We start from the raw sequence: 13,811 nt of genomic DNA, 5'->3' as shown, positions 1-13,811 counted from the left end.
ATCAACCCTCGGAGTCATAGCTCGTCTTTGCTTAAGAATATCAAAAGGCCGGTGATCCTCAAACCCTTCCGCTTCGATAGCTGCACTGACCGAGTTCAAATCCCTTCATTCAGCCGTCGGTTTGTGCGCTCTGCCTCCTCGTCACAACGCTTCAGATCCCAGCCCAGCTCTGCTGCCATCAGCTCAAGGATCCGTGGTGTCGCCTGCCGTGCCGCGCGGGTATCTACCATGGCCAGATGGGTGCGCCGTGCCAGGATATCGATGACCCGCTGCGCCAGTTCAAACCGTACCGCATAGATTACTTCCGCCTCCAGAAAGGGATGGCCGGCAACCAGCGGGCGCAGGGTATCGGTGCTGCGCCCCACTTCCAGCAGCTGATCAGCCTGGTCACCATAGCAGCGGTTAAGGTAGCTGGCGGTTGCTTCATTCAGGGCAAAGCGTTCGACCAGTTCGGTGCCGCCAAGCAGCTCGAAATCGCTGCTGCCAATCAGGGGCAGATGAGCGGTCTGACAGCCTTTTATTGCCGGATCAAGAGAAAAATAGTTGATGGCATAATCGACGGTGTCCTGGGCCATTTTACGGTAGGTCGTCCATTTGCCACCGGCCAGGGTCACCAGCCCGGACGGGCTGGTTTGCAGGATGTGGTCACGTGCCAGAGCGGCGGTGTCGACGGCTGTCGGGTTGGCCACCAGTGGGCGTAGCCCTGACCAGGTAGCTTTGATGTCGCTGGGCTCAATCTGCAGGTCAAAATAGCTGCGGGCATGGCGCAGCAGGTAATCGATTTCCGTATCAAGAGGTCGCGGGTGTTCACTTAAGGTCGCGGGTTCATCGGTGGTGCCAATCAGAGCATGTCCTTCCCAGGGGAGGATGAACAGCACCCGGCCATCCTCGGTTTCAGGAATCATCAGGCCGGTATCCGGGGGGGCAAAGCGCTGATCGAGGACAATGTGAACCCCGCTGCTGGTGGTAAGCAGCGGGGACCCCTGCGGGTCATCCAGCCTGCGGATGTCATCGACAAAGGGACCACCGGCGTTGATGACGCCAGTGCAGTTTAACGACAAGGTGTCACCGGTTAATTGATCGGTCAGGGTTGCTCCGTTAATGGCGCCGGCTGATTTGACCAAGCCGGTCAGAGCCATATGATTGATGATCGTTGCTCCTTGCTGTTGGGCGGTCAGGGCGATGGCAAGGGCCATGCGGGCATCGTGAAACTGGCCATCATGGTATCGGACCCCTGCTTTGAGACCATGGGCCTTGAGCATGGGAAAGCGTCTGAGGGTTTCAGTTCGACTGAGCAGACGGCTGTGACCGATATGGTGTTTGCCGGACAGCAGATCGTAGAGCTTGAGTCCGGCAAACACATAAGGCACCTCCAACCAGTTGTAGATAGGGGTAACCAGAGTCAGGCGATTGGACAGATGGCGGGCATTTTGTAGCAGCAGGGCACGCTCGCGTAAGCCATCCCTGACCAGATTGTACTGCCTGCGATCGAGTCTTTTGATCGCTTTTTCCAGATAGCGGACGCCACCATGAATCAGCTTGGTGCTGCGCCCGCTGGTTCCTTCAGCAAAATCATTTTTTTCAACCAGCGCAACCTTCAGGCCGCGGCTGGCTGCATCGAGGGCCACGCCACAACCGCTGGCGCCGCCGCCGACGACGAGCAGATCGTAACGGGACTGTTGCTGCAGTCGGGAAAGGATTTCTTCTCTTTTCATGGTCTCCTCTCGAGTCGTCTGGCCGCTTCTGGCTCTTGCCGGTTGATCGCCATAAGAGTGATGCACAACGGCAATCAATGTTATACACTACATGGAACCAGAACAATTTTCATCGATCAAATTATCTTAGATGCTTTCGCAAACAGCATCTTACTTGGATGGCTATGCAAAAAGCGCCAAATGCAAGGCGCGCCATTGTTGAACAATGAGGCGTACTTATGTACGTCGAAGCAGTGAAACGATGGCGGCAACGCAGCAGTTGGTGAGTTTTTGCGACGCCATCATCTTTGCCGATGGCGAGCAGATAACGGAGGTGACCATGAGTGCAGGCCATATCCTGGCTATTGATCAGGGGACAACCAGTACCCGGGCGATGCTTTTTTCGGTAACCGGGCACTGTGATATTGTTGCCCAGCAGGAGCTGCAGCAGCATTATCCCGCTGATGGCTGGGTTGAACACGACCCGGAAGAAATCTGGCAGGCGGTGGTCAATGTCTGTCGTCAGGTGCTGGCGCAGGCGGCGCAAAAAGGAATTCAGGTGACCGGAATCGGTATCACCAATCAGCGTGAAACCACGGTGGTCTGGGATCGTACCACCTCAGAGCCGGTTTATCATGCCATCGTCTGGCAGGATCGACGCACCGCTGACTTCTGTCATGACTTGCGCCGCGCCGGCCATGAGGAGCAGGTAACCAGGGCGACCGGACTGTTGCTCGACCCCTATTTCTCCGCCACCAAATTACGCTGGATTCTCGATCAGGTGCCGGGTGCACAGGCGCGCGCCGAGGCCGGTGAGCTGGCTTTCGGAACGATCGACTCTTTCTTGTTGTGGCGGCTGACCGGCGGACGCGTGCACGCTACCGATGTCACCAATGCCTCGCGCACCATGCTTTACAATATTCATCAGTTGCAATGGGATGCGGCGTTGCTGGCATTGCTTCAGATTCCGGTTGCGGTACTGCCCCAGGTCAAAGACTGTGCTGATGATTTCGGCACAACCGATCCGGAATTGTTTGGAACGGCGCTAAGGATTGGTGGCGTTGCCGGAGATCAACAGGCAGCGGCGATTGGTCAGGGCTGCATTGATGCGGGAATGATCAAGAGTACCTATGGAACCGGCTGCTTTATGCTGCTGAATACCGGCAAGGAGGCGTGCAGTTCACAGCATCGTCTGCTGACCACCATCGCCTATCGCATTAATGGCGACACCCGTTACGCCCTGGAAGGATCAATCTTTGTCGCCGGAGCGGCGATTCAGTGGTTGCGCGATGAGCTTAAGCTGATCCGCAAAACCAAAGACATCGAAGAGCTGGTAGCTGCTCTGCCGTCCAACCGCGGGGTCTATATGGTGCCGGCTTTTACCGGGCTCGGTGCCCCTCACTGGGATCCTCATGCGCGGGGCGCGATTTTCGGTCTGACCCGTGACACCGGGATCGCTGAGATCGCCCGGGCAACCCTCGAATCGGTGGGTTATCAGACTGTCGATCTGATGACGGCGATGAAAAAAGATGTTGCTACCGGCTCCTGGACCTTACGGGTTGATGGCGGCATGGCCGCCAATGACTGGTTTCTGCAGTTTCTTGCCGATCTGCTCGATATGCCGGTGGAGCGTCCGGACAACACCGAAACCACCGCCCTGGGGGCGGCCTGGCTAGCGGCAGTGCAGTTGGGGCTGTTGCCGTCCCTGAGCGCTGCCGCAAAGAACTGGCGATGTGCTGCTCGTTTTAGCTCAGAGATTAAAGAAAATGATCGCACAGAATTGTTGCGAGGCTGGCAGGCCGCGGTATCTCGCGTTGCTAGTGAGAGGGCTTAGGGAGTGGGGAGTGGGGAGTGGGGAGTGGGGAGTGGGGAGTGGGGAGTGGGGAGTGGGGAGTGGGGAGTGGGGAGTGGGCTTACGGGCGGTGAGGACAATTTTGCCGGAGAAGGCGCGTTTGGCCGGGCCATCAAGGTGGACAGGGGCTGGAACCAGGCCGCAGTCCTGCAGCAGTTCGGTGATCTGTCGGCGGGTGAAAATCTGTTTATGTCCATAGCGGACGGTCGAGTAAAACTGACTGAAAAACAAAGGGAGGGTGCCACTGCTCAAGCGATTGACGATCTGGCTGAGCCGGTAACTGAACACTTCGCGATCGGGGGTATCAAGACAGATCAGGCCGCCGGGTTTGAGTAAGGTTGCCGCTGCAGCCAGGGTTGAGCGTGGGTCATCGACGTGTTCAATCACATCCCACAGGGTGATCAGGTCAAAGGACTGGGAATGTCCGTTCTGCCAGTAGCCACCATCTGCTAGCCGGTGATCCAGCTCCAGTCCGTACGCTTCAAGGGCATAGGCGCGTCGCAAGGTACTTGGCTCGATCCCCAGCGCCGTTGCTCCTTGCTGCTGCATCAACCGGACAAACTGGCCGAGGCCGGCACCGATATCAAGGGTCATGGCCTTGTCAATCGAGCAATGTTGTTGCACCAGGCGCAGGCGCAAAGGGTGGAGATGTTCCCCCTCTGCAACGCGGGATTCAATATAACGGCGTCCGGCGGAACTCAACCCGGCATCTTCCGCGTCGACGTTACCGTCAAGCTGGTTCAGGAAATGAAAATCACAGTGGGGGCAGCGGTAGATCTCCCCTTTGTCAAGGCGATAGGTCGGGGTGCTGCCGTCCTGGCCACACAGTTTACAACGGCTGAAGGGATCCTGGTAGGTTGGCATAGATATGATTGATCATAAAATTTGTATTTGTGTCAATTGGTAAAATTGAATCAGGGGAGGTGTTGTGATTCTTGGTGTAACCGGCAATATCGCTTCAGGTAAAAGTTCGGTCTGCCGTGAACTGGCGCGGCGCGGTGCGCCGGTGGTGGATGCCGATCAGCTGGCGCGTGAGGTGGTGGCGCCCGACAGTCCGGTGCTGGAGCAACTGGTTGCTGCCTTTGGTGAGAAGATACTCAAGGCTGACGGCAGTCTGGATCGAGAATATCTTGGTGCCCTGGTTTTTTCTGATCCGTCAGCGCGCGAACGCTTAAACGCCATTATTCATCCGGCGATTGCCGCATTATCAGTGCAGCGCCTGCAGCAGTTGCGTGATACCGCCCCACTGGTGATTTATGAAGCGCCACTGCTCTATGAGGTGGGTGCCGAAACGCGGGTCGATAAGGTGCTGTTGGTGACCATCGACCCTGCGGTGCAACTGGCCCGCTTGATGGAGCGAGATGGACTTGATGAACAGAGTGCGCGGCAACGAATCGCAGCCCAAATGCCGCAGGACCAGAAGATTGCCCGCGCTGATTACCTGGTCGACAATTCCGCCAGTCGCGCAGAAACCATTGCTCAGATTGAAGAACTCTGGCCATTGTTGATGGGGGAATTGCTGAACTCCTGATTCATGAAGTCAAGGCAGCGTTGCAGTACATCGTTGAGTTCGGGGTTTTCAGTGGTTGTGAGCACATGAGGGACATTGTTGCCGTAAGTGTGAAGTATTTTATCGGGAGAGCCGAGGCGCTCATAGAGCTTGAGGGCGGTGCCGGGAGCAATGGTCGCATCGCCCGTGGAGGTCAGCACCAGTGTCGGTGCCTTGATCTGCGGCAGAATGTGGGGCATGTCTCGCAGCAGACGATTAATCTCGCCAATAGCCTTTAACGGCCGCCGGCTGTAATAAAAATCACTCTCGGCCTGACCGACAGCGCTCTTTTGGTAAGGCACAAAAAAGCTTAAAAAACCGGCAAAGGGGGCAAGGTGATGCCGCAGTCGCAGAAAAGGGGAAAATAGCAGCAGTTTGTGCAGTGGCCGTTGGGAGGCCAGGGTTAGTGCAACCAGGGCACCGGTACTCAAGCCACCACCACTGATCTTGAGGCCGTCAGCCGCAAGGGCATCATAGGCAGAGCGAGCCACCGTGATCCATTCAGTTGCCTTGCGCCGCTTCAGGTCGGCAGGACTGGTGCCATGGCCGGGGAGTCGCACCCCGGCAACAGTGTAGCGTTCCTGGTAAAGGGCCCTGGCCACCGGAAAAATCGACCTGGGGGTAGCACCAAAGCCGTGGACCAAGACTACCGCCTGGCCGTTGGGCTGCTCCGGAGTCAGCAGAAAAGGAAAATTCTCACGGTGATGGACGCCGTCCTTACGGGCCCGTTCCCTTTCTTCTGCAATCCAGCTCATGGGGGGGTCCCTCATAAAAAAAGGCCCCTGTCGTTAAGGGGCCTTCGGTTAATTGTGGTCGAGATCCATCAGCCCGGGAAGCCGAGGCGGGTCGACAGCTCTCTGGCCGATTCAAGTACCAGCGGGGTCAGTTCGCTCTGGATGCGCTCGTTGGAAACCCTCATGGTTGGCCCGGAGACGCTGATCGCACCAACAATACGTCGGGTATAGTCACGAATCGGCGCGGCCAGACAGCGAACGCTTTGATCGAGCTCCTCATCGTCGAAGGCATAGCCTTGTTCACGGACCTGCTGGAGCTCTTTGCGCATGGCTTCGGGACTGCTGATGGTGGTGGATGTATGTTGAACATAATTAATCTGCGGCAACAGCTCGTCAAGCTCCTCGTCGGTCATAAAGGCCAGGTGGACTTTGCCGGCAGCGGTACAGTAGGCCGGTAGACGTGAACCAACCCGCGATACCACGCGAACGGTCAGGTTGGTTTCGACCACATCAAGGTAGACAACGTGACGGTCTTTGTAGATGACAACATAGGAGGTCTCGTTGCTTTGCTCAACCATTTGTTCGAGAATCGGTTTGGCCTGGCGCAACAACCCCATCTGGCGGATGAAGGTCTGTCCCAGCTCAAGGGCCTTTAGACCGAGACGATAATTTTCCGTCGCCTTGTTCTGCTCAATGTAGCCCCGTGACTCAAGGGTGGCGAGCAGGCGAAAGACGTTGTTTTTATGGAGTTTCAGACGCTTGCTCAGTTCTGTTACGCCGAGTTCGTCGACGTCCTCATGAAACTGCTCAAGCAGATCCAGCGCATGGGAGACGGCCTGGATGATATATTCTGATTTGTCCTTTTTGACCATGGTATTAACACCTCTGTTTTTTCTGTTATCACTACCTAAAATGGCTCGAAGATTCTAGACCTGTGATAAAAAACTGTCAACGACTATCGGATTGTTTATAAAAATACCATCACTGTGATCCGAAAGTATAGAATGGTGTTTTACTTTTGTCTATAAGGAAGATGGCTGCAGGTGAAACTTATGGCGTTTTCATCAGTTCTGCCAGCACACTGGTCGCATAGCTTCCCTTGGGAAGGGCAAATTCGATGGTCAGGCTGTCATCTGTCGCGCCGGCGATTTTTGGCAGTTCCAGCGGCACTCGTAACGGCCGGCGTTCTCCCGGCATGGCCAGGCCGGGCGCCGGTTTCCAACTGTCAAGGGTCAGGTTTGAGCGGTTCAGCAGCGCTGCCTCAGCGGTTCCCGGTTCACCTTGTGCCAGCATGACCTTGTGGCCGAATAAGGGTGCGGTGGGACTGATCTCAAAACTGTCGGCGCGCGCCTGTTCCTGCTCTGCCGTTTCGACCAGGAAGCAGGCACCGTTGATATGCTTGTAGGCGATGTCTCCGTCTTTGAGTTCCCCCAGAGCCCCGATCCGTGTCTCGAGCAATTGATCAAAATAACGCGACTGCAGCGCTGAGAGAAAAAAGCGCAGGCGCTGTTTAGGTAGCCGGTAAACGGCCTGTTGATGGTTTTTCCCTTGCAGCAGGTCGCGAATCAGTCGTTGTTCGAGACGCATGGCTCCGGGCAGCGCGTTGAGAGCGTCTTCTAACCTTTGTTGGCGGTAGGCCAGTGCTGCTTTTTTCCATCCGGGATGGCCGATCTTTTGCGGATCACCGAGCAGTTCGCGGCAAAACTCCTGATGGTCACCAGTCAGCAGCAAATGGCCCAATAGCGCAGAGTTACCCAGTATGCCGTAGCGTTGTTCACCAAAGCGATTGGGTACTCCGCAGCGATGAAGCTCCGCCAGAATGGCGTCAGCCTGAGGAGCGACTCCGGGATTCAGCTGACGTAAACAGATGGAAAAACGGTTGCCGGCCAGATGGCCGAGGCGCAGTTTGTTGGTGTGACGCTGAGTATCGAGGATGCGGACATTGTCCAGGTGGAGATGGTCCAGGTGTGAATGCTTAGCTGCCGGAATGCTGAGCCACTGGCGGGTCAACGCCCGACTGTCCTTCAAACCGGCATAGCCGATATCGTTTTCCTTCAGGTGGAGCCTCCGCGCAAGACGACTGATCAGCTCAGAGGTGCTGATTCCACTTTTTTCGATCCACAGGTACAGATGCTCGCCGCTGCCGCAGCACGGGTAGAGGGGGATTTCTTCGACCTCAAAATCGGTCGGAGTTTCTTTGTAGCTGCCGCCAATGCCGGGCAGGTCGGCGGTAACAAATGTCATGCTTCCTCCTGTGGCCAGGGGATGCGAAATCCTTTACTGATGGCTGGTGGTGTGATGGTCAGTCCCGGTTTTTTACGATAGCAACAGAGATAAATGGGTTGCTGCAGATCAAGGAAGCGGCGCATGTATTTTGAGACCGGGTACTCTCCGAGGTCGTTGGTGTAGGGGGCCTTGTTCAGGTTTTCCAGCCGCGGATCGCAGGTGAGCAGATCCGCTACCTCTTCGCCATAATCGGTGAAATCGGTAGAAAAGTTCAGGATGCCGTTGTCCTCCAGACAGTAAAGGGCGAGATGGATAAATTCGGGATTCACCAGGCGCCGTTTACGGTGGCGTTTCTTCGGCCAGGGATCGGGGCAATTGATGTAAAGCGCCCGCAGGCTATTGCCATCGAGATACTGGTGCATCAAATAGCGAGCCTCCATGCGCATGACGCGGATATTATCAAGACCGGATTCTTCAACCCGGGAGCAGGTCGAGCGGCACCCCTGATTGAAAATGTCGATAGCAAGAAAATTATGTTCCGGGCGCCGGGCGGCGATCTGGACGATAAAATCGCCGATGCCACAGCCGATTTCAAGTTCCAGCGGGCGCTGGTGGGGAAAAAGTGAGGAACAGTTCCCCCGTTTTTTTAAGCTGGTTTCGGGGACAAATACCGGTGAGTTGATCAGGATCATTCGTTGAGACATGGGATCGATTCTTTGTTAGTTCAGTTGATAGAGATAGCTGCTGAGTTTGTTGATCTCTTCAGTGGTCAAGGAGGTGTAGGACGGCATCAGCTGATGTTCGCCGGGGCGTGAATGGCTTGTCAGCTGTTCGGCGATTTCTGCGGTGGTCAGGCGCGTGCCGATTGCGGTCAAGTCCGGTGCCAGGTTGCCACCAAAGTCCTGAATCCGATGGCAACCGCGGCAACCCAGAGATTCGACCAGTTGGCTTGCTGAACCATCAGCCGGCGGCGGTGGGTCAGCACTGACCCGGGTAGCAAGAATCAGTATGCCACCTGCCAGCAGGAGGATAAAAAATATCGATGGGTATCTCATCGGGCATTGTTCCAGAAAAATTGTGAGATTAACTTTACCCGCAGGCTGAGTGCATTGCAACGGTAATTGCACCGGTAATTGCACCTTTTTGTTTTGGCAGGCAGTGATAGTAAAGGGGTTGCATTCACCGCAGGCGAAGATTAATCTTGAGCGCGAAGTCCGCCATTGAGACGGTTAGCCTGTTTGAGGTTATGATGGAAATTCCTTTATCCCGACGCACTGCCCAGATCAAGCCCTTTCTCGCCATGGAACTGATGGAACGGGCCAAGGTGCTCCAGGCTCAGGGACGTGATGTGATTTATCTGTGTCTCGGCGAGCCCGACTTTCCCACCCCGGCAGCTGTGGTCGCAGCCGCTGGTACGGCCCTGGCGGAAAAGGCGACCTCCTATACCCATTCTCTTGGTTTGCTTGAGCTGCGGGAGCAGATCTGTCACCACTATCTGGATACCTATGGTGTTGATCTGGTGCCGGAGCAGATCATGGTGTCTTCGGGGACCAGCCCGCTGATGTTGTTGCTTTTTTCTGCGTTGCTGGAAACGGGGGATGAAATTGTCCTGACTGATCCGGGTTATGCCTGCTATCCAAGTTTTGTCCGGTTTGCCGGCGGCGTGCCGGTGACGGTTCCGACTACGGCGGTGAACGGTTTTCAGCCGCGGGTCAAGGATGTTAAAACAGTCTTGTCCGAGCGTACCCGCGGGTTGCTGATTAACTCTCCTGCAAATCCAACCGGTTCGATTCTGACTCCTGATGATCTGGCAGCACTTGCGCAGCTGTCGATCCCGATTATCTCCGATGAGATCTATCACGGCTTAACCTATGTCGGAGAAGAACAGACGATTCTCCAGCATACCCGCGATGCCTTTGTCCTGGGTGGTTTTTCCAAGGCTTACGCCATGACCGGTTGGCGTTTGGGCTATCTCATTGCACCATTGAAGATCATGCGGCAATTGCAGACCCTGCATCAGAACTTTTTGATCTGTGCCAATCACTTTGTCCAGCGTGCCGGGATTGTTGCCTTGCGCGACTGCAGCGCTGATGTCGCCCGGATGCGCGTGGTCTACAATCAACGCCGGTTGCGATTGATTCAGGGCTTGCGCGATCTGGGTTTCGGCGTGCATGTCGAGCCGCAGGGAGCCTTTTACGTGTTGGCGGATGGACGTCATATTGATCCGGATTCACAGCGACTGGCATTGGATATCCTTGAACAGACCGGTGTCGCGGTGACCCCGGGAATCGACTTCGGTGCTGGTGCCGAAGGATATCTGCGCTTTTCCTATACCCGACCGCAAGAGGACCTTGATCAGGCACTGGAGCGGATTGCATTGTACCTGCAGCGGCGGGGTTGCCTGCCGACCTGACTGAACCCGAAAGGACAGCTGTCATGCTGATTGTCATGCACCACCATGCGACATCCGAACAGATTGATGCGGTGGTTGCCGCCGTTAAGACCATGGGGTTGATAGCCGAGCCCATCCCCGGGAGCATACGCACAGCCATTGGGGTGCTGGGCAATCAGGGCTATGTGGATGATTCCACGATCCGCAATCTGCCCGGAGTGCGTGAGACCATTCATGTCAGCAAGCCCTACAAGCTGGCCTCGCGCGATTTTCATCCGCAGGCGACCATTGTCGATGTCGCCGGGGTGCGCTTTGGCAATGGCCTGCCGCCGGTGATGATCGCCGGCCCCTGTTCGATTGAAAGTGAAGAGCAGATGCAGGCCGGCGCTGCAGCAGTAAAGGCCGGCGGCGGCCAGATGTTGCGTGGGGGGGCTTTCAAGCCCCGCACCGGCCCCCATTCGTTTCAGGGGCTGGGGGTGGATGGTCTGGCATTGTTGCAGCGTGCCGGGCAGGCACATGGGTTGCCGGTGGTGACCGAGGTGATGCGGATTGAGCAGCTCGACGCGGTGATGCGTCATGCCGACATGATCCAGATCGGTGCGCGCAATATGCAGAATTTCGATCTGCTTAAAGAGGTTGGCAAGTGTGGCCACCCGGTCCTGCTCAAACGCGGAATGAGCGCGACCCTCGAGGAGTTTCTGGCAGCGGCGGAGTATATTCTGGCGGAAGGAAACCCCAAGGTGGTGTTGTGTGAGCGCGGTATCCGCACCTTTGAACGGGCTACCCGTAATACCCTCGATCTGTCGGTGGTTCCCATGATCAAGGAACTCAGCCATCTGCCGATTGTTGTCGATCCCAGCCATGCAACCGGTAAACGTTCCCTGGTACCGGTGATGACGCGCGCCGCTCTGGTTGCCGGCGCCGACGGTATCATGGTCGAGGTCCATCCCGATCCGGCCCGCGCCCTGTGTGATGGGGCCCAGAGTCTGTCCGGCCCGGAATTCAGTGAGCTGATGGACAGCGTCCGGAAGCTGCTCGGGTTTCTCGGTTTTGCGAACAACTGAGGTGCCGTTCATTTGTCTGGATTCCTCGCCGCTAGAGGCCAGGTGAAGCGATGACAAGTCTGCTGGCTGATATCGCGGTCAATGCGCCGGTACGCAATCTGTTCAGCTATCGGGTGCCGGCAGCACTGGCAGAAAAGCTCAGGGTCGGAGCACGCGTCCAGGCCCCCTTCGGGCGCCGCTCCATCGTCGGCGTGGCGGTGCGACTCTACCAGGGCGACGGCAGCGAGCTCAAGGAGCTGCGGGATTGTCTGGACGAGGCCCCACTGCTCGATGACCAGCTGCTGCGCCTGTTACGCTGGGCCGCTGACTACTATCACCATCCCTTTGGCCAGGTGATTAAAAACGCCCTGCCCGGCGGTCTGATGAGGAGCAGCGGCCAGACCGGGATTGCCACGGAATACCTTTACCGGCGCATCAACAGGGATATCTGTCCCGCGGGGCGGCGCCAGCAGCAGATTCTCTCCTGGATTGAACAGCAAGGTGGTGCCGCTGCCGGTCAGATCCGCGCTGAATTTCCCTCCCCCACTACCGTGTTGAAACGCCTGGTGGAGCTCGGTTGCCTTGAGCAGAGCGAAGGGGAGCGTTTGCGCGATCCATTTCTGCTTGAGCCGGTCCCATCAGATAAACAGCTGACCCTGAACGATGCCCAGCAACAGGCCCTCGAACAGATGATCGACGCGTTGAGCGCCCGGCGGTTCCAATCCTTTCTGCTGCATGGCGTAACCGGCAGCGGCAAGACTGAAGTTTATCTGCGGGCGGTGGCCGACTGCCTGCAGCAGGGACGGCAAGCCCTGATTCTGGTGCCCGAGATTTCCTTGACCCCGCAACTGGTGTCACGTTTTCGGGCCCGCTTTGAACCCCTTGGGGAGCAGATTGCCACCCTGCACAGTGGTCTGTCCGGCGGTGAACGCTACGATGCCTGGCGCGCCATTAGCCGTGGACAGGTGAATATTGTCATCGGTGCCCGGTCTGCGATTTTTGCCCCTTTGCCGCAACTCGGTCTGATTATTGTCGATGAGGAGCACGATGGCAGTTACAAGCAGGGGGAAGGTTTTCGCTATCACGCTCGAGACCTGGCGCTGGTGCGCGGCCAGCAGCAGCCCTGCGCGGTGGTTCTGGGCAGTGCGACGCCATCATTGGCCAGCTCTTATCGCTGCGAGCAGGGGAGCTGTACCCTGTTGCTCCTGCCCGAGCGGGTCCATGCCGGTGCCCTGCCCGCGGTCGAGCTGGTTGATCTGCGCACTGAGGCGCTGCGCGGGGTTCTGGCTGAGTCCCTGATTACCGCTATCACCACCGCCCTGGAACAACGTCAACAGGTGTTGCTGCTGCTCAACCGTCGTGGTTTTGCCCCGTTCTTGCTCTGTACCGATTGCGGCACCAGTTTTCACTGCCCCAACTGCGAAATCACCCTGACCTACCATCAACGCCGGCGTCGGATGATCTGCCATTACTGCGACTACCAGGATCAGGTGCCGGACATCTGTCCGGCCTGTCGGGGCGAGAGCATCACCCCCCAGGGAGCCGGTACCGAACGTCTCGAAGAGGATCTGGCCGGGTTGTTCCCTGCGGCACGGATCGCCCGCATGGATCGGGACACGACCCGTACCAAGGGGAGCCACCAGCGCATCGTCAACGGGATGATGGCCGAAGAGGTCGATATCCTGGTGGGTACCCAGATGATCGCCAAGGGACACGATTTCCCCAATGTCGCGCTGGTCGGTGTTCTTGGGGCTGACAGTTTGCTGAATCTGCCCGATTTTCGTTGTGCCGAACGCAGTTTTGCGTTGCTGACCCAGGTGGCCGGGCGCGCTGGACGCTCTCTCGGTGGCGGAAAGGTGTTTATTCAGACCTATCACCCTGAGCATTTTTCCCTCACCTGCGCTGCTACTCATGATGTTGAGGGTTTCTACCAGCAGGAACTTCCCTTCCGGCGAGAGCTGGGGTACCCGCCTTGTGGTCATCTGGTCAATCTGATCTTTTCCGGCAACAATGGCGATCAGGTTAACAACAGCGCAACCCAGTTGGCGCGCCGCCTTCAGGCTGTCGCCGGTGACGTTGAGATCCTCGGACCGAGCCCCTGCCCCCTGACCCGTTTGCGTGGCAAGTATCGCTATCAAATTCTGCTCAAGTCCCCCTCACGCCCCCCACTGCGCCGTTTGTTGTTCGCGGTGGACAACGCTGCTGCTGAATTGCCGCGCCAGGTGGCGATCCATATTGATATTGATCCCCTGGATATGTTCTGATAGCAGCATGCACTTAAAAGGTGCATCTTTTCTCTGTTACGGTGCCTAAGGGTCTAA

General features: G+C 57.0%; 12 protein-coding genes. 5 read left to right on the top strand and 7 right to left on the bottom strand.

Annotated elements, in window-relative coordinates; genetic code table 11:
- Positions 1-95: 95 nt before the first annotated feature.
- On the bottom strand, positions 96-1,715 hold the full coding sequence (locus ICT70_RS10310; RefSeq protein ID WP_191156268.1) for a glycerol-3-phosphate dehydrogenase/oxidase: 1,620 nt from the start codon (positions 1,713-1,715) through the stop codon (positions 96-98).
- A gap of 319 nt (positions 1,716-2,034) precedes the next feature.
- Between ICT70_RS10310 and glpK the strand changes: the two genes are divergently transcribed.
- A complete protein-coding gene (gene glpK / locus ICT70_RS10305; RefSeq protein WP_191156407.1) occupies positions 2,035-3,528 on the top strand; it encodes a glycerol kinase GlpK in 1,494 nt (497 codons plus the stop codon).
- Here glpK and ICT70_RS10300 read toward each other — a convergent pair.
- Positions 3,445-4,410, bottom strand: a complete 966-nt coding sequence (locus ICT70_RS10300) for a class I SAM-dependent methyltransferase (RefSeq protein ID WP_191156265.1) — start codon at positions 4,408-4,410, stop codon at positions 3,445-3,447. The genes glpK and ICT70_RS10300 overlap by 84 nt on opposite strands.
- A 64-nt stretch (positions 4,411-4,474) precedes the next feature.
- Here ICT70_RS10300 and coaE point away from each other — a divergent pair, with 64 nt between their 5' ends.
- Complete coding sequence (gene coaE, locus ICT70_RS10295) at positions 4,475-5,077, top strand: dephospho-CoA kinase (protein ID WP_191156263.1); 603 nt, start codon at positions 4,475-4,477, stop codon at positions 5,075-5,077.
- On the opposite strand, the gene ICT70_RS10290 is transcribed toward coaE, so the two are convergent.
- From ICT70_RS10290 to ICT70_RS10270, 5 genes are all read right to left on the bottom strand, one after another.
- Complete coding sequence (locus ICT70_RS10290; protein ID WP_191156261.1) at positions 5,026-5,850, bottom strand: alpha/beta hydrolase; 825 nt, start codon at positions 5,848-5,850, stop codon at positions 5,026-5,028. The genes coaE and ICT70_RS10290 overlap by 52 nt on opposite strands.
- A gap of 68 nt (positions 5,851-5,918) precedes the next feature.
- Entirely contained in the window at positions 5,919-6,701 is a 783-nt protein-coding gene (locus tag ICT70_RS10285) for an IclR family transcriptional regulator (RefSeq protein ID WP_191156259.1), read from the bottom strand.
- A gap of 178 nt (positions 6,702-6,879) precedes the next feature.
- Positions 6,880-8,073 carry a tRNA pseudouridine(13) synthase TruD gene (gene truD / locus ICT70_RS10280; protein WP_191156257.1) on the bottom strand — a complete coding sequence of 398 codons (1,194 nt, stop codon included), beginning with the start codon at positions 8,071-8,073 and terminating at the stop codon, positions 6,880-6,882.
- A complete protein-coding gene (trmB, locus tag ICT70_RS10275) occupies positions 8,070-8,759 on the bottom strand; it encodes a tRNA (guanosine(46)-N7)-methyltransferase TrmB (RefSeq protein WP_191156255.1) in 690 nt (229 codons plus the stop codon). Before trmB ends, truD begins: the two co-directional genes overlap by 4 nt.
- Before the next feature lie 15 nt (positions 8,760-8,774).
- A complete protein-coding gene (locus tag ICT70_RS10270; protein ID WP_191156253.1) occupies positions 8,775-9,110 on the bottom strand; it encodes a c-type cytochrome in 336 nt (111 codons plus the stop codon).
- Between the two features lie 146 nt (positions 9,111-9,256).
- Between ICT70_RS10270 and ICT70_RS10265 the strand changes: the two genes are divergently transcribed.
- Genes ICT70_RS10265 through ICT70_RS10255 form a run of 3 tightly spaced genes read left to right on the top strand, consistent with a single transcriptional unit; the run spans position 9,257 to position 13,754 of the window.
- On the top strand, positions 9,257-10,468 hold the full coding sequence (locus ICT70_RS10265) for a pyridoxal phosphate-dependent aminotransferase (protein WP_224746973.1): 1,212 nt from the start codon (positions 9,257-9,259) through the stop codon (positions 10,466-10,468).
- A gap of 23 nt (positions 10,469-10,491) precedes the next feature.
- Entirely contained in the window at positions 10,492-11,511 is a 1,020-nt protein-coding gene (aroF, locus tag ICT70_RS10260; protein WP_191156251.1) for a 3-deoxy-7-phosphoheptulonate synthase, read from the top strand.
- Between the two features lie 50 nt (positions 11,512-11,561).
- Entirely contained in the window at positions 11,562-13,754 is a 2,193-nt protein-coding gene (locus ICT70_RS10255) for a primosomal protein N' (RefSeq protein ID WP_191156249.1), read from the top strand.
- Positions 13,755-13,811 lie beyond the last annotated feature (57 nt).

It is taken from the genome of Pelovirga terrestris, from assembly GCF_014773365.1.
In the GTDB taxonomy this organism is placed as follows: Bacteria; Desulfobacterota; Desulfuromonadia; order Desulfuromonadales; family Geopsychrobacteraceae; genus Pelovirga; species Pelovirga terrestris.
This window is presented reverse-complemented; position numbering and strand designations above follow the sequence as displayed.

What these genes read in the sequence shown, in the direction of transcription:
- ICT70_RS10310 (WP_191156268.1), bottom strand. Translation starts at nt 1,715, where the DNA reads ATGAAAAGAGAAGAAATCCTTTCCCGACTGCAGCAACAGTCCCGTTAC.
- glpK (WP_191156407.1), top strand. Translation starts at nt 2,035, where the DNA reads ATGAGTGCAGGCCATATCCTGGCTATTGATCAGGGGACAACCAGTACC.
- ICT70_RS10300 (WP_191156265.1), bottom strand. Translation starts at nt 4,410, where the DNA reads ATGCCAACCTACCAGGATCCCTTCAGCCGTTGTAAACTGTGTGGCCAG.
- ICT70_RS10290 (WP_191156261.1), bottom strand. Translation starts at nt 5,850, where the DNA reads ATGAGCTGGATTGCAGAAGAAAGGGAACGGGCCCGTAAGGACGGCGTC.
- ICT70_RS10285 (WP_191156259.1), bottom strand. Translation starts at nt 6,701, where the DNA reads ATGGTCAAAAAGGACAAATCAGAATATATCATCCAGGCCGTCTCCCAT.
- truD (WP_191156257.1), bottom strand. Translation starts at nt 8,073, where the DNA reads ATGACATTTGTTACCGCCGACCTGCCCGGCATTGGCGGCAGCTACAAA.
- trmB (WP_191156255.1), bottom strand. Translation starts at nt 8,759, where the DNA reads ATGTCTCAACGAATGATCCTGATCAACTCACCGGTATTTGTCCCCGAA.
- ICT70_RS10270 (WP_191156253.1), bottom strand. Translation starts at nt 9,110, where the DNA reads ATGAGATACCCATCGATATTTTTTATCCTCCTGCTGGCAGGTGGCATA.
- aroF (WP_191156251.1), top strand. Translation starts at nt 10,492, where the DNA reads ATGCTGATTGTCATGCACCACCATGCGACATCCGAACAGATTGATGCG.
- ICT70_RS10255 (WP_191156249.1), top strand. Translation starts at nt 11,562, where the DNA reads ATGACAAGTCTGCTGGCTGATATCGCGGTCAATGCGCCGGTACGCAAT.